The following is a 15,956-nucleotide window of genomic DNA, read 5'->3' on the forward strand; positions in this document are numbered from 1 at the left end:
GTAAGGAGTAAGGACATCAATAGGGCGGCCGTGTTAAAGATTCCTCATTAGAAATATCGTGATCAAAGATACCGCAAGAATACTGATGACCGGAGGGTATCCCATGCCTAGAGAACGCAGTAACGCCGTCTCTTCGAAGAATGCGCCTTTCACCGGGGCCAAGCCGTCGAAAAAGCCGATTATCGGCTCGCATCGCACGAAGTCTCTAATCGGCGGGCACGGTACGCAGCAGGTGTTGGATATGCAGGGGATGATCGGAAATCAGGCGACGCAGAAGTTTGTGCCGACAGTGCCAAAGCCCACCCTTGGCTCGCATCGAATAAAGACACAAATCGGCGGACATCGCACGAAGCCGACACTGGAATCGAAGCCTGTGACCGAGAACCCAACAACGCCGAAGCAGTTGTCGGACTCCCTGCAATCGAAGCCACTGCCGCAGGGTTATGTGCCGTTTGATACCGGAGAGACGAAGGATGCCGGTTCGAGCTTTGACTGGAATCTCGGCAGCAGTGCAACGACAGCGCCAAAGTCGAAGCCACTGCCGAAAGGCTATGTGCCGTTTAAGGACGACGATAATTCGGACGATGATGACTTTGACGATGACTGGGACAGCAAGAGCATCAGCAAGAGCGGCAGTACGACACCGACGACCAACACATCGCCTTCCTCTGCGGTAGGAGCGATTACACCGGAGCAAGGGGTGTTTCCGGCTCGGGTGAGAGAGGATTTGTTCGACGAAGAGCCCGACGATTTTGACGATGACTCCGATGACGACTATGATGATGACTCGGATAACGCCAACAAGGACGAGTTGTCCGGACTGATTGCTCAATCCCTTCAGCCTGCTGGAGCGGGATCGAGTTTTGCGCTGGAGAAAAACAAAGAATCCGAATTTGATAAAGATATGCTGTACGGAGGCGGTATTCGTGGGGTGGACCTGAATTCGACGACCTTCTATGCGAATGAATCACAGCGAGCCTCCTATGCCCGCGGTTTCGACAAGTCCGGTAAAATGATCAACGCGACAGACGGCAAATCGCTGGACACGATGGGAGCTTTAGAATCGTCGACGGTGGGGGCGAAGGCGGATCGGCATATTTTCACGATGAACGCTCTGGGCGAATTTCATTCGATGGATGCCGTCAAGGAAAACTCGGATCGCTCCAAGCGTGTTCATGATCAGCGCAAACAGGATTTGAAAGATTTGAAGGATAAACCGCAACTTCAAGCGGAACTGCGAAATATGCAGCTCCCTTCAATGGAGAGAATCCATCATTCCACCTTTAATGCCGGGGATGACATTGCCGGTGCGGGCGAGCTTCAAGTTCGCGATGGACAAGTTGAATTGCTTTCCGATGCAAGCGGTCATTACAAGCCGGGTTCGAAGCAGATGGTGCAGACCGTACAACAACTGGAGAAAAACAATGTTCCGATTGAACAGCTCGGCGTGGAGTTTGTAGGAAAGCCTGAATTTCAGTACGAATTGGATTATTTAACAGGTGAGGACAAGGTCGATCCGACGACGGGGAAAAAAGTGCGTAGACGCGACGTTGACGGCAATCTGATGCCTAAGATGCAGAATGGGAAGCAATCGTTCACGAAGAACATGCAAGTCTCCGCGCTGGAATTGCTCGGGTATGCGGACCATGTCCCCGATGCTGCTGAAGAGCGCATGCGCGACGCGCACGATCAGAAAAACAGCATGCTTAGAGAGTTGCTGATCAAGACCCAGCGTCACGATCCCATCGCATACGATTATCGCGGAGATGTGCAGTCGAAGCATGCAAGTGTGATGGAGGAACTGCTGGCGAAACGGAAGAAAGCAGCGCCTGTTCCGGATCTGCCGCAGGAGAAATATTTTGGCTACGGCTCGATATCCAATCTTCCCGGCAAAAAGCTGGTAGTGGATGACAACGAGCGCAGCTCCCGGAGCAGCCTGCCCGTTGCCGGAGACAACAATGTGAAGACAAGCGAATCTGATGAGGTCTGGGGTGCGGCGGCGAGTAATAGCGCTGCTATTAAAGATGGCGGTAAAGCTCAAGCACGCAGCAAGAGCTACAAAAAGGAGACTGCACAGGGAGGCAGCAACGCCTACAACAGCTCGCCTCTGTTGAACGGTAGCGACGCCTACAACAGCTCGCCTCTGCTGAACGGCAGCAATGCCTACAACAGCGCACCTTTGCTGAATAGCAGCATGTCCTACAACAAAAGCAACGGCTATAATAAGCCTATTAGTCGGGGATATACCGGATCTAAACCATTTAGCTATAAAGATTTTGATGAAGATTCCTATGATTAAGCAGCAGGCAATCAACCAATCAATCGATGGTGTAGGGATATTGGAATCCGGGTGTCGTTACGGCGGTAGTTTTATAGATAGAGCGGCGAATGTGTCGCTCTATTTATTTTTTTACGTCCTACGATTAAGAAAGAAAAAGTGCATGTGTTCTAAGGAGACACATGCACGACAGCATTCCCTATCGATTATCATTTCATACGACTCTTTTCATATAAAGCAGCTTTACCAGGAAGCGACATGTCCGTCCGTCCGCGCTTCCGTTGCCCCGACCAGCACGCCGTTGTCCAGCCGCCAAATGATTTGGCCGCGTCCGAAACTGCCGGAGCCGAGCGCCCATTTCACATCGTGGCCCTTGCGCGCGAGCGCATCGACGATATGAGACGGAGTCGTATGCTCCAGTTCGACCGTCTTCCGTTCCATCCACTGCCAGCGCGGCGCATCCAGTGCAGCTTGAGGATGAAGATGGAAGTCGACCGTGTTCATCACGACCTGCACGTGTCCCTGCGGCTGCATAAAACCGCCCATAACCCCGAACGGTCCTACAGGCTGGCCGCTGCGGGTGAGAAAACCGGGGATGATCGTATGATAAGACTTTTTCCCCGGCTCCAGGCAGTTGGCGTGATTAGGGTCGAGCGTGAAGTTGTGGCCGCGGTTTTGCAGCGCGATGCCCGTTCCCGGAACGACAAGGCCGGAGCCGAATCCCATGTAGTTGCTCTGGATGAAAGATACCATATTGCCTTCGCTGTCTGCAGTGCAGAGATAGACGGTTCCGCCTTTGGGAGGCTGGCCGGCCTCAGGCAGCTGCGCGGTTTGTCCGATCAATCGTCTGCGTTCGTCGGCATAGGCGTCCGACAGCAAATCCTCGACGCGCACGTTCATCGAATGGGGGGCGGCGATATGTCGGGCGCCGTCGGCAAACGCGAGCTTCATCGCTTCAAGCTGCTTGTGATACGTATCGACCGTATCCCGTTCAGAGAAGTCGAAGCCCTTCAATAGATTAAGCGCCAGCAGCGCGACAAGCCCGCCGCCGTTCGGCGGAATTTCCCACACGTCGTAGCCGCGATAGTTGACGCCGATGGGCTCGACCCATTCCGGCTTATAGGCGGCGAGGTCGGCCAAGCGCAAATATCCGCCGTGCTCACGTGAAAACCGGTCGATCCTCTCGGCCAACTCGCCGCGATAGAACGACTCGCCATTCGACTCTGCGATCGAACGCAGCGTAGCGGCATGGTCGGGAGAAGACCAAAGCTCGCCGATTTCCGGCGCTCTGCCATTAGGCGCGAACGTATCGAACCATGGTTGGAATTCCGGGCCCTTCAACGATGCGCTGAAGTTGTTGAACGCTCTTCTCCAATAGCTGCCAAGCACGGGCGACAGCGGGTAGCCGCGCTCGGCGTATTCGACGGCCGGCTGTATCGATTCGGTCAGTGGAAGATTGCCGAATTTGGCGGCTAGCTCGGCCCAAGCGGAGGGAGCGCCCGGCACGGTGACAGGGATGAAGCCATGGGTTGGAATGGCTTCAACGCCTGCCTTCTTCAGCGCTTCGATGGACAGGCTCAGCGGAGCGGGACCGCTTGCATTGAGGCCGTGCAGCTTTCCTTGCGTCCAGACGAGCGCGAAGGCGTCGCCGCCGATGCCGTTGGAAGTCGGCTCTACGACGGTCAGCGCCGCGGCCGCGGCAATCGCCGCATCGATGGCGTTGCCCCCCTTCTTCATAACATCGAGGCCGGCCTGTGCGGCAAGCGGCTGAGAGGTGGCTACCATTCCGTTAGCGGCATAGACGGCCGAGCGGCGCGACGGATAGGGGTCATACAGCGGATCGATGTTTAACATGGCATCCTCCCGGAATGGATCAATAATTTCGAGCCGTTTGCATCTGTCTTTTTCGTTTCCTTACATCGAATGCGAGAGCACTAGGCTTCCGTACAGGAAAGCGGCGACAATGACAAGGGCGGGATGAATCCGCCATTTGGTCATCGCGAGCAGCGCGACGGCGGCGATGCCGAGCGACTGCCAGATGCCGATCGATTCCGCCGATACTTCCCCCATCTCCCAGGTGAGCAGCAGCATCATGACGGCGATGACGGGCTGGACGAGCAGCGTCATTCCTTTGACCGCAGACGATTGGCGGTAGCGGTTCAGGATTTTCAGCAGCACGATAAGCGCGACGGCGGACGGTACGACCGTGGCAGCCGTCGCAACTAGAGCGCCGATCCAGCCGGCCACCTGATACCCGACGAAGGCGGCGATCTTTGTAGCGATCGGACCGGGCAGCGCGTTTGACACCGCCAGCACATCGGCGAACTGAGCCGTCGTCAGCCAGCCGTAATGATCGACAACCTCCTGCTGCATAAGCGGAATGGATGCCGGACCTCCGCCGTAGCCGAGCAAATTCGCGACAAAAAATCCCCAAAACAGCTGAAGCAAATCGTTTAAGAGACTCATGCGGATGTATCCTTCCGCCGCCGATAACGTTCCACCAACGTCAGATGGAAAGCTCCGTAGCCGAGAAACAGCACGACGACGATGCCGGGGTGCACGTTCGCGAAGAACAGCAGCGCAAAGGCCGCCGCGCTGAACAACAGCGCGAAAGCTTTCCCGAGACCCTTCCATGCTTTGGCGATAAATTCATAGGCCATCATCGCAAGCATGACAAAAATGACCGGGCGGACGGCCGCGATCATTCCGGCAACAATCTTCGAATGCTGTAGCGAATACAACGTTCCGAGCAGGGCGATGACGGCCAGGCTTGTCGGAAGGATGTGCGCAAGAATAGCGACGGTCGCTCCGATCGAGCCCTTTAGCTTATATCCGAGATAGGCCGCCATCTTCGGCGCGATCGGACCTGGCAAGGCGTTGGCGAGCGCAAGCGTCTCGCCGAATTCGTCGTCGTCCAGCCAACGATAACGGGTGACCGCTTCGTAACGAATGAGCGGAATGACCGAAGGCCCTCCCCCGTAACCCAAAATGCCGGTGCGCACCATGGCGAAAACAATATGTCTGTACGTTGCTGATCCGGCAGCCATCAAGCGTCCTCCTTACAATTTCATGCCCATCCTGCTCTTATAGCGTTTAAGCAACATTTGGGTTTCCACGCGAACGATGCCCGGCATCGTATACAGCTTCTCGAGCAGAAACTTCTCCATTTCCTGATTGCTCGGATAAATGCCATGCATATGAAGCGTGCTCGGACCGGTCATATGATAGAGACTCGTAATCGAAGGCTCGTCGGCCAGCTTCTCGGCTACCTGATCCAAATACGCCGGCTCGATATCGACGTTGAAGAACGCGGACACTTGAATACCGACTTTCGTCGGGTTGATAACAACAGTAAAACGTTCGATCGTGCCGCTCTCGATCAGGGCGTTGATGCGGGCTTGAACGCTAACGCGGGACAGGCCGATTTTCTTGCCGAGATCCGTATAGGAGATGCGGCTGTTCTCATGCAGAGCGTCCAAAATTTGTCTGTCGATGTCGTCAAGCTGCATCGGAGGAAGTCCGTTCGCTTCGGTATAAACTAACATATAGAACCTCCTGGGAAGTTTAATAAAGTAGGCATTTTTGCAAAATGGTTTACGTTTTGTATAACTATACGACGAATATATAACGAAATCAATATAGATTATGTTATTGACAAAACAATCTGTTCTATGAGAAATTCTATATTAAATCGTGGGCATCCTACTTATTGAGCAACGCGGCGACACGAATGGAAGTGTCGAGAAGGAGGAACAACGTTGAAAATTGCTGAATTGGCCCCGCTTATGAATGAAATGTCGAAAGAAAAAATGATGGCTCATATCGAAGAATTCAGCAGATGGACGAAGCATGCCGGAACGGAAGGCGAATTGGAGAGCCTGAAGTATGTGGAAAGGGAAATGCAGGCTTACGGTTACGAAACGCAACTTATATTGCACGATGCTTATATCAGTTTGCCGGGCGAGGCCCGCGTCGATGCGCTGGGCGAAAGCTTCGGCTGCATTGCCCATTCGTTTTCCCGATCCAGCGGTCCTGACGGCACGACTGGTCGCTTGGTCTATGCGGGAATCGGCCGACCGCAAGATTATGAGGGATTAAATGTAAGCGGTTGCGTAGTGCTGCTGGAAGGTATCGCGAACCCGGCTGCCACATTGGAAGCGAATCGGCAGGGAGCGATCGGGCAGATTCATATCAGTCCGCACGAATACGTGCATGAGATGTGTATCTCGGCGGTATGGGGCAGCCCGGGCGACGATCAGGTGGGGATTTTGCCCAAATCGGTCGTGGTCACTGTGCCGCTCGAAACCGGACAGCGTTTGAAGCAGGCGATCGCCGACAACAAGACGGTCGACGTCGCCCTGTTCGCTGAGGTCGATACGGGCTGGCGCAAGACGCCGATTCTGGTGGCCGATTACATTCGTCCGGGAGCCGATCGAGACGATCCTTTCGTGTTGTACACGGGCCATCATGATACGTGGTATTACGGAGTAATGGACAATGGCGGCGCGAACGCAACGATGCTCGAAGTATCGCGGCTGTGCGTGCAGCGGGCGGATTTATGGGAGCGCAGTCTGCGCGTCATCTATTGGTCGGGTCACTCCCAGGGGCGTTACTCCAGTTCTTCCTGGTACGCCGATCATCATTGGGAGGAGCTGGAGCGCCGGGCTCTCGTGCATGTCAACGTCGATTCGACCGGCGGTCTCGGCAATACCGTTGTTGGCGACACGACGGCGGCGTCGGAGCTTGCCGAGCTGGCGCAGGAGGCGCTGAGCACACAGGCCGGACAAGACTTCACCGGCCGTCGGATGGAGCGGGCCGGGGACCAGTCGTTCTGGGGCATTGGCGTCCCCGCCATCTTCGGCAATATGAGCGAGCAGCCGGCCAAGCCGGGCAGCTCCAACGCCTCCGCCGCCGTATTCGGCGGCCAGAATCGACTCGGTCACGGAACCGGCTGGTGGTGGCATACGCCGCACGATACGGGCGATAAGATCGATGCAGACATTTTGGACAGGGATACGCGCATCTATCAATATACGGTCTGGCGGCTGCTTACCGATCAGGTGCTGCCGCTCGATTACGCCGCCTATGCGCGGGAAGCGCTCGCAACGCTGAAACGTTACGAGGAGCAGGCGGGCGGCAAGCTGTCGCTCGCGCCGTTGACGGAACGGGCGCAAGAGCTGGAGGAGCGAGCCGATCGGCTCAATGCAGCGATTCGGACGCAGGGCGAAGAGTCCGGCAAGGCGGCGGCGCTGCTGAACGGCTGTTTGAAGGAACTCAGCCGGGTGCTCGTCCCGCTCGATTACACGTACGGCGACAGATTCGGTCACGATCCGGCACTGAAGCAGCACTCGCTGCCTGCTTTAAGCGATATGCCGCGGCTGGGCGGACTCGATCCCGACAGCGACGAATTCAAGTTTCTCGCCTCTCGACTAATTAGGGAGCGCAATCGCGCAGCGGTAAGCCTCCGCGATGCGATTGCGGTCATCGATCAATATTTTCAGAAAGGATAGACGGCAATGAAAATAACAATTGTGGGCGCAGGCGCGATCGGCGGCATTCTGGGCGCCCATCTGGTTCGGGCGGGTCACGACATCACTTTCGTTGAAGCGCAGCGGGAGCATGTGCAGGCCATTCGGGAGAACGGGCTGAAAGTATCGGGCGAAGCCGATTTCGTCGTTCATCCGCGCATCCTGCTGCCGGAAGAAGTGAACGAGCCGCTGGAGACGGTGTTGCTGGCGGTGAAGGCCCGCCATACAGCCCCGGCGCTGGAACCGCTCGCGAAGCATCTGACGCCCGGCGGCTACGTACTTTCGCTTCAGAACGGATTGGAGGAGTACAAGATTGCCAGGATCGTCGGCGAGGAGCGAACGGTTGGCGCGTTTCTGACGTTCGGCGGCCATTACGTACAGCCGGGCGAAGTATCGTTCGGCGGCACGGGTTCGTTCTGCATCGGCGAGATGGACGGCCGGACGACTCCGCGCTTGAACGAGCTGGAGCAGGTGCTGTCCGCGTTGCAGCCTATTAAGGTTACCGACAACATTTTCGGATTTTTATGGGGCAAAGCCGCCGTCGGCGCCGTTTATTTCGCCACAGCGCTTGTCAGCGAAGACGTCCCGGACATTTTCGATCGGCTGGAATACAGAGGCGTGTTAGGCAGTCTTGCCGGCGAAGTGGTTAAGGTGTGCCAGGCGGAAGGCGTCGTATGCGAGGTGATCGACGGTTTCGACCCGAAAATCTTCGCGATGGCCGAGCCGCCGGAAGGAGCGGTGAACGCTTGCTGGCAAGCGCAGAAGATCTATTGGTACAAGCATGACCAGCGGCGCACCGGCGTATGGCGCGACCTCGCGATTCATCGCCGCCCGACGGAAGTGAACGAGATCGTCGGCCCGGTCGTGCAGCGCGCCCAGGAGAAGTCGATCGCAGTGCCTCGTCTGGAATGTCTGGTCCGGCTAATTAAAGAAGCGGAGCGCGGGGAAAGAGAGCTTACGCTGGCGAACCTCGACGAGCTGCGCGAGTTGGACAGGCAGCTCGGACAGATGGGATCGAACTGAGCAAACATTCATTTGAACAATCATCAGGGGGGATAGTTGTCACATGAGCAGAAAATCGTTGGTCAGTTTACTGATTGTTTGCATGATGCTCGCAAGCGCGATGCTTGCCGGCTGCAGCTACGACTCGGGCAGCAGCAGCGGATCGAGCGCGAGCGGCACGAGTGACAATGGAAATGCGAGCGAGAGCAGCGGGACGGAGAGTAATCCGCCGGCCGCCGCTTCGGGCGAACTTAAAATCGGGCTGGACGTCGATCCCGACACTCTCGATCCGCGGCTTGGCCGCAATACGTCGAACGCTCGCGTAGCGGAAGTCGTGTTCAGCGGTCTCGTCCGTCTGACGGAGAAGCTGGAGCCGGTGCCGGATCTGGCGGAGAAATGGGAGCTGCCCGATCCGAAGACGATCGTGTTTACGCTGCGCAAGGACGTCGCCTTCCATGACGGCACGCCGTTTACTTCCGCAGACGTGAAGTACACGTACGATTCGATCAGAGATCCGGAGTTCAAAGCGCCGAACGCCAAGCTGTACGAGGCGATCGACAGCGTCGAAGCGACGGACGACTACACCGTCAAGTTCACGCTGAAGCAGCCTAGCGCGCCGCTGCTGTATTATCTCGATCTCGGCATCGTGCCCAAGCATATCGGCGAGAAGAACGACGGGACGATGGCGACGAACCCGATTGGAACCGGCCCGTACAAATTCGTCAAGTGGGACAAGAACAGTAAGCTGTTCTTCGAAGCCTACGACAAATACCACGACGGCGTAGCCAAAACAAAGCAAATGACGTATTTCGTCATTCCGGACAACACGACAAGGGTGTCCGCGCTGGAGGCGGGCGACATCGATTTCGTTCATTCGCCGCTGTCGCCGCAGGACATTAACCGGATCAAGGACAATGACAAGTTTACCGTCACGCAGACGGAAGGACTCGGCTACACGTACCTTTCCTACAATCAGAAAAATCAGTTCCTGTCCGACGTGAAGGTGCGTCAAGCGATCGCGCATCTGACCAACAAGCAGGTGATCTCGGCCGATATTTATCAGAACATGGACAAGCCGGCCAAGTCGCCGCTTATCCCGCCGCTGTTCGCGCATACGGACGATATCCAAGGGTTCGACTACGATCCGGAGAAAGCGAAAGCGCTATTGGCCGAAGCCGGCTGGACGGACACCAACGGCGACGGAATGGTCGATAAGGACGGCAAGAAGCTGTCGATCGAGCTGTCGACGTACGTGGAAGACTCCAATCGCGTGCAGGCGCTCGAATACTTGCAGAACGAGTTTGTCAAAGCCGGCGTCGACGCCAAAGTCGTGACGACGGAAGCGCCGACGTTCCTGGCTAACCTGCTCGCTCACAAGTACGATATCGCGATGTTCGGTCTCTTGAATATCGTCGATCCGGACAAAGCGGTCTACAACCAGTGGACGACGACGGGCGGCAACAACTACGGCGAGTATAGCAATCCGAAGGTCGACGAACTGTTGGAAAAAGGCAGAACGACTTCGAATCTGGACGAACGCAAGCAGTATTATCAAGAAGCCGCGCAAATGATGGTGAACGACGTGGCGTTCGACATCGTGCTGTACCAAGGGTACATCGTCATGCACTCCAACAAGCTGAGCGGATTTACGCTTCATCCGAAAGGCAGCTTTTATAATTTCAAGAACGCGGTAATTAAATAGCACGGAAAAAAAGGCCGGGGAGGGAGAGGCGGATCGCTCGCTCCTTCCTTTCGGTTTAAGTAAGGAGCGTTAACTTGCTGACGTATATAGGAAGAAGGTTGCTGCAGTTCATTCCCGTGCTGCTCGGGATAACGGTTCTCGTCTTTCTGCTGCTGCATATGATTCCCGGCGATCCGGCAACGGTATTGCTCGGCCAGGACGCCCCGCCGGACGAAGTGGAGCGCATCCGCAACATTTTGGGCTTAAACGAGCCGCTGTACGTGCAGTTTTTCGTCTATTTGAAACAGCTGCTGCAAGGCGATCTCGGGCAATCGATCTTCCAGGATCAATCCGTCTACTCGCTCATTATGAAGCATCTTCCGGCGACGATTGAGCTTGCCGTGTTCGCGCTCGTCATCGCGCTTATTATCTCCATTCCGCTCGGCATTTTGTCGGCGGTGAAGCAGTCCTCGTGGATTGATTACGTCAGTATGTTTTTCGCGCAGTTGGGCGTATCGATGCCGGTATTCTGGATGGGGACGCTGCTCATTATCGGTTTCTCCGTCAACCTGAATTGGCTGCCGTCGTTCGGACGGGGAGAACCGCTGACCGAAGCGTTCTCGACGCTCGTTCGCACCGGCAATTTGTACGATATCGTGCAAAGCCTTCGCAGCTTGCTGCTTCCGGCGTTCACGCTCGGTATCATGAGCGCCGCGCTCATTACGCGGATGGTGCGTTCGACGATGCTTGAGGTGCTGAAGGAGGACTATGTGCGGACAGCAGAAGCGAAAGGCGTCGGCACTCTCTCGGTCATCTTTAAGCACTCGTTTCGCAACGCCTTGATTCCGATCGTGACAATCATCGGTCTTCAATTCGGCAACCTGCTCGGCGGGGCGATCGTCACCGAAACCGTATTTGCATGGCCGGGCATCGGACGTCTTGTCATTTCCGCCATCAGTCAACGCGACTTTCCGCTCGTCCAGGGCTGCGTGCTCGTTATTGCGCTGATGTTTGCGCTCACGAACCTGGTCATCGATATTTTATATACGAAAATCAACCCGAAGATTCAGCAAAGGTAAGGAGGAGGAGCGATGAGCGCTTCATCAAAAGCGGAATACGGGAAGGCGATCAAGCCGCGTTCCTCCGGATGGAAAAAGGGCTGGCTCGCGGCAACGCGCAGCAAATCGGTGCTGATCGGCGGAATCATCGTCTGTCTCGTGCTTCTCGCCGGGCTGCTCGCACCGGTGCTGTCGACGCACGATCCGTACGAGATGGTCATGGGCGAACGTCTGGCCAAGCCGATGACGTCCGGTCATCTGCTCGGTACGGATCAGTTCGGCAGAGATCTGTATACGCGCATCTTGTACGGAGCCAAAGTGTCGCTTGAGGTCGGGATCGTTGCCGTCGGCCTGTCGCTTATCATCGGCGTTACGCTCGGGCTGATCGCCGGCTACTACGGGGGCTGGGTCGATTCGTTAATCATGCGTATCGTGGATATCGTCCTGTCGTTCCCGGTTATTCTGCTAGCGATCGCTTTCGTGGCCGCGCTGGGGCCGGGCATCAATAACGTGATTATCGCGCTGGGACTCGTGTATTGGACGAATTACGCCCGTCTCGTCCGGGCCAACGTGCTCGTCGTCAAGGAAGCGGAGTACATTCAAGCGGCGCGTACGATCGGATCCAGCGATTTTCGCATTATTTTCTACAATATTTTGCCGAACTGTCTTGCTCCGATCATCGTTGTGGCGACGCTCGGACTTGGACAGGCGATCGTCGCCGAAGCGACGCTTAGCTTCCTCGGGCTCGGCATTCAGCCGCCGGAATCGAGCTGGGGCTGGACGCTGGCGTTCGGGATGAAGTTTCTGAAGGATGCGCCGCATCTGTCGATCTATCCCGGGCTGGCGATTATGATTACCGTGCTCGGCTTTAATTTGCTCGGAGACGGCATTCGCGACTTGACGGATTCCAAGCTAAAGCGGAATTAAATAGAGGGGGGTTTGTTAATGACGAGTATGGAGAAAACCGATCACCGTTTGGCCGTGGAGTATACTCGTATTGTGCTCGGCATGGATCAGCTTTACCGTTCCAAGCTGGTAAAAACCGGGGAAGCTCTGTTCGACAACGAAGGGCTGACGTACAGTTTATCCGATGAACATCCCATTACGTACAGCAACTGGTCCGACGTGAAGGAGGATTTGAACTATTTGCGCCTCCGCTATCTGGACATTGAGAATGAGGTGCGCCGTAACTATATGCAGCAGCAGATCGGCTCCGTGCTTTGTCTGGCCGACTGGTGTGCGGGAGTTCAACTGCCTTTTCGCGATAAAGTAAGAGGGCTGCTGTACGTCAACGAGAATCCGCTCAGCCAGGCGGAACGCGGCGAACTGCATCGTCGGCTCGACGTCGCGCTTGCGGGTAGAGGGTATAAGGGGTCGCTTCATGAGAAGGTTCAGGCATGGGAGGCCGAACGGCGCGTCCCGGTCGCGGAGCTGGAGACGGTGCTGAAGGAGCTGCTGGCCGTGGCGAAACAGCGGGTCGTCGATCGAATGTTTCCGCAGATGGCCGATGTCGAGGTCGTTCCGGAGATCGTTCACGATTTCCCTTTTAACGCCTATTGCGACTATGTGAACGGCAAAATGTATTTGAACGGCGATATTCCTTTCACTTATGAAGGGCTGAAGCATTTGGTTACTCACGAGTGCTTTCCGGGTCATACGACTCATATGCGTTTCCGGGAGTTGGGCATGCAGTCCGGAGATATACCGATCGATGCCAGCATGGTCGTCGTCAATACCGCAAGCAGCTCGGTATTCGAGGGAATTGCCGACAACGGGATTTATTTCATCGATTGGCTGGAGACCGAGGACGATCATATTTATCAAATCTATCAGCAAATTCGCTCGACCTCGGGGATGAACGCCGCGCACATGCTGCATGCGGAGCGCAAACCCGAGCAAGAGGTGGCGCAATTTCTGGCCGAGTACGCGTTCGGCGAAGAGAACTGGATCGCTTCCCGGCTCCGTTTCTTTACCCATCCGCTGCGTTCGCCGTTTATTTATACGTATTGGCGCGGCAACGAAGCGGTTAAGCAAGTATACGAACGAGTGGCGCCGGAAGATCGGCAGCGGTTCTTCCAGTTTATTTATTCGAGGATGCTGTCTGCGGACACGGTAAAACAATTTGTGTAAGGGCACCGGCCCAAGAAGAGGGAGATGACATGGACGATCGATATTTGCTGGAGGTTAACGGCCTGACGACCACGTTCCAATCCCGCGATCATACCTTCAATGCGACCGACGGCATCTCCTTTGCGATCCGCAAGGGCGAGACGCTGGGCATCGTCGGCGAATCCGGCTGCGGCAAAAGCGTAACCTCCTTGTCTATCATGGGGCTGATCAAGTCGCCCGGGAAAATCACGAAGGGCGAAATCAAATTCAAAGGCAGAGACTTGCTCAAGGTGAGCAAGCGGGAGCTTCGCGTCTTACGCGGCAACGAAATCGCAATGATCTTTCAAGAGCCGATGACGTCGCTTAATCCGGTATATACGATCGGCAACCAGATCGGGGAAGCGCTGAAAATTCACAAGAAGGCTTCCGGCAAAGCGCTGAAAGCACGAGTAATCGAGCTCCTGCAGATGGTCGGCATTCCGCGGGCGGAGGAAATCGCCGGCGACTATCCGCATCAGTTATCCGGAGGCATGCGACAGCGGGTCATGATCGCCATGGCGATGGCCTGCCAGCCGGAGCTGATGATCGCGGACGAGCCGACGACCGCTCTCGATGTGACGATTCAGGCGCAAATTCTTCAGCTGATGAAGGATTTGCAGAAGCAGAACAATATGTCGATGATGCTTATCACGCACGATCTGGCCGTCGTATCCGAAGTTTGCGACCATGTCATCGTCATGTACGCCGGCAAAATCGTCGAGCAGGGCCTGGTGCGGGATATTCTCGATTCGCCGCGCCATCCATATACGCAAGGGCTGCTCAACTCGCTGCCCAAGAGCGCGGGCAGCGAACGACGACTGAACTACATTCCCGGATATGTACCGCCTCCATCGCAGTGGGGCCAAGGCTGCCGCTTCGTCGATCGCTGTCCGCACGCGATGGACAAGTGCCGCGAGCAGCTGCCGCCGCTGTTCCCAATAGACGAAGCGGGCAGAGCTGCGGCTTGCTGGCTTGTAGAGAAAGGAGGACAAGCGCTTGTTGGATCATCTATTGGATAAAACCGACGAGGCTGATGACGCCATTCTGGAAGTCGACGGGTTGAAAAAATATTTTCCGATCAGGCGCGGCGTGTTCTCCAGGCCGAAGGGGCATGTGAAAGCGGTGGACGGCGTCAGCTTTAAGGTTCGTCGCGGCGAGACGCTGGGCATCGTCGGCGAGAGCGGCTGCGGCAAATCCACCGTGGCGCGGCTGATTATTCGCCTGCTGCAGGCGACGGAAGGCTCGGTCCGTCTGGACGGGCGCGACATTCATGCGCAGTCGCCCGCCGAACTGAGGGCGATGCGTCGCGACGTTCAGATGATTTTCCAGGACCCGTATTCGTCGCTTAACCCCAGATGGACGATCGGACGCACGTTGGCCGAGCCGATGAAAATCTACGGAATCGGAAGTAAGCGAGAGCAAATCGAGCGGGTCGCTTCGTTGCTCGACAACGTCGGCTTGAACCCAAGCTACGCTTCTCGGTATCCACATGAGTTCAGCGGCGGTCAAAGGCAGCGGATCGGCATCGCACGGGCGCTTGTCCTAAATCCGAAGGTGATTATCGCCGATGAGCCGGTGTCCGCACTCGATATTTCCATCCAAGCGCAGGTGATCAACCTGATGCAGGACTTGCAGGAGCAGTACCGGCTGACGTATCTGTTCATCTCTCACGATCTATCGGTCGTCGAGCATATTTCCGATCGCGTCGCCGTGATGTACCTTGGACGCGTCGTCGAGCTCGCGAGCAAGGAGCAGTTGTTCCGTTCGCCGAAGCACCCGTATACGGGTGCGCTGATGTCGGCGGCACCGGAGGTGCGCGGCGCAGAGGGGGCGAAGAGGGAGCGCATCATTTTGCGCGGCGACGTGCCGAGTCCGGCGAATCCGCCGTCCGGGTGCACGTTCCATACGCGCTGTCCAAGCTGCATGGACATCTGCAAAACCGTCGCTCCGGCGTTGAAGGAAGTCGAGCCGGGCCAACGGGTTTCATGCCATCTGTATTAAGCGCAGGCGTCTCGCAGAATATCCCGATAAATCGCCCCATTTTCCGCTTGGACGCGGCAATCGGGGCGATTTAACGTATAAGTGCCGCAATTTTGTGGAGCGCTGTGTCTGTTTTGTAGGATTGATCGTACAAAGATACGGCGTTGGAGCGGCCGGAGCGGCGGATTGTGTGATAAATCGTACAAGTTGGCCTCAAATAGACGATGAGAGCCGAACTTTGTACGAAATTCCATATAAAGTTGGCGAGCGGCGACTAACGG

General features: G+C 56.1%; 13 protein-coding genes. 9 read left to right on the plus strand and 4 right to left on the minus strand.

Annotated elements, in window-relative coordinates:
* Positions 1–103 precede the first annotated feature (103 nt).
* Positions 104–2,299, plus strand: a complete 2,196-nt coding sequence (locus DFP98_RS33460) for a hypothetical protein (RefSeq protein WP_116064980.1) — start codon at positions 104–106, stop codon at positions 2,297–2,299.
* A gap of 222 nt (positions 2,300–2,521) precedes the next feature.
* On the opposite strand, the gene DFP98_RS33465 is transcribed toward DFP98_RS33460, so the two are convergent.
* From DFP98_RS33465 to chrS, 4 genes are read right to left on the minus strand one after another with little or no spacing between them, the layout of a single operon-like run.
* Positions 2,522–4,132: a gamma-glutamyltransferase family protein gene (locus tag DFP98_RS33465; RefSeq protein WP_116064981.1), complete on the minus strand. Its 1,611-nt coding sequence runs from the start codon at positions 4,130–4,132 to the stop codon at positions 2,522–2,524.
* 60 nt (positions 4,133–4,192) lie between these two features.
* Entirely contained in the window at positions 4,193–4,744 is a 552-nt protein-coding gene (chrA, locus tag DFP98_RS33470) for a chromate efflux transporter ChrA (protein WP_116064982.1), read from the minus strand.
* Positions 4,741–5,325, minus strand: a complete 585-nt coding sequence (gene chrB / locus DFP98_RS33475; RefSeq protein WP_116064983.1) for a chromate efflux transporter ChrB — start codon at positions 5,323–5,325, stop codon at positions 4,741–4,743. The genes chrA and chrB overlap by 4 nt, the downstream gene beginning before the upstream one ends.
* A gap of 12 nt (positions 5,326–5,337) precedes the next feature.
* Positions 5,338–5,823 carry a chromate efflux transcriptional regulator ChrS gene (gene chrS, locus DFP98_RS33480; protein ID WP_181918112.1) on the minus strand — a complete coding sequence of 162 codons (486 nt, stop codon included), beginning with the start codon at positions 5,821–5,823 and terminating at the stop codon, positions 5,338–5,340.
* A gap of 213 nt (positions 5,824–6,036) precedes the next feature.
* On the opposite strand from chrS, the gene DFP98_RS33485 reads away from it, so the two are divergent.
* The 8 genes from DFP98_RS33485 (at position 6,037) to DFP98_RS33520 (ending at position 15,696) form a co-directional block, all read left to right on the plus strand.
* On the plus strand, positions 6,037–7,788 hold the full coding sequence (locus tag DFP98_RS33485; RefSeq protein WP_116064984.1) for a M28 family peptidase: 1,752 nt from the start codon (positions 6,037–6,039) through the stop codon (positions 7,786–7,788).
* 6 nt (positions 7,789–7,794) lie between these two features.
* Positions 7,795–8,829, plus strand: coding sequence for a ketopantoate reductase family protein (locus DFP98_RS33490; RefSeq protein WP_116064985.1), 1,035 nt, complete (start codon positions 7,795–7,797; stop codon positions 8,827–8,829).
* Positions 8,830–8,872: 43 nt separating this feature from the next.
* A complete protein-coding gene (locus tag DFP98_RS33495) occupies positions 8,873–10,510 on the plus strand; it encodes an ABC transporter substrate-binding protein (RefSeq protein WP_116064986.1) in 1,638 nt (545 codons plus the stop codon).
* A gap of 74 nt (positions 10,511–10,584) precedes the next feature.
* Positions 10,585–11,568, plus strand: coding sequence for an ABC transporter permease (locus tag DFP98_RS33500; RefSeq protein ID WP_116064987.1), 984 nt, complete (start codon positions 10,585–10,587; stop codon positions 11,566–11,568).
* Between the two features lie 12 nt (positions 11,569–11,580).
* Positions 11,581–12,474: a nickel transporter permease gene (gene nikC / locus DFP98_RS33505; protein ID WP_116064988.1), complete on the plus strand. Its 894-nt coding sequence runs from the start codon at positions 11,581–11,583 to the stop codon at positions 12,472–12,474.
* An 18-nt stretch (positions 12,475–12,492) separates the two neighbouring features.
* Positions 12,493–13,677 (plus strand): hypothetical protein, encoded by a 1,185-nt coding sequence (locus DFP98_RS33510; RefSeq protein ID WP_116064989.1) that lies wholly within the window; start codon positions 12,493–12,495, stop codon positions 13,675–13,677.
* 29 nt (positions 13,678–13,706) lie between these two features.
* A complete protein-coding gene (locus DFP98_RS33515; RefSeq protein WP_116064990.1) occupies positions 13,707–14,714 on the plus strand; it encodes an ABC transporter ATP-binding protein in 1,008 nt (335 codons plus the stop codon).
* Complete coding sequence (locus DFP98_RS33520; protein WP_281275183.1) at positions 14,692–15,696, plus strand: ABC transporter ATP-binding protein; 1,005 nt, start codon at positions 14,692–14,694, stop codon at positions 15,694–15,696. Before DFP98_RS33515 ends, DFP98_RS33520 begins: the two co-directional genes overlap by 23 nt.
* Positions 15,697–15,956: the final 260 nt, after the last annotated feature.

It is taken from the genome of Cohnella phaseoli, from assembly GCF_003386235.1.
In the GTDB taxonomy this organism is placed as follows: Bacteria; Bacillota; Bacilli; order Paenibacillales; family Paenibacillaceae; genus Cohnella; species Cohnella phaseoli.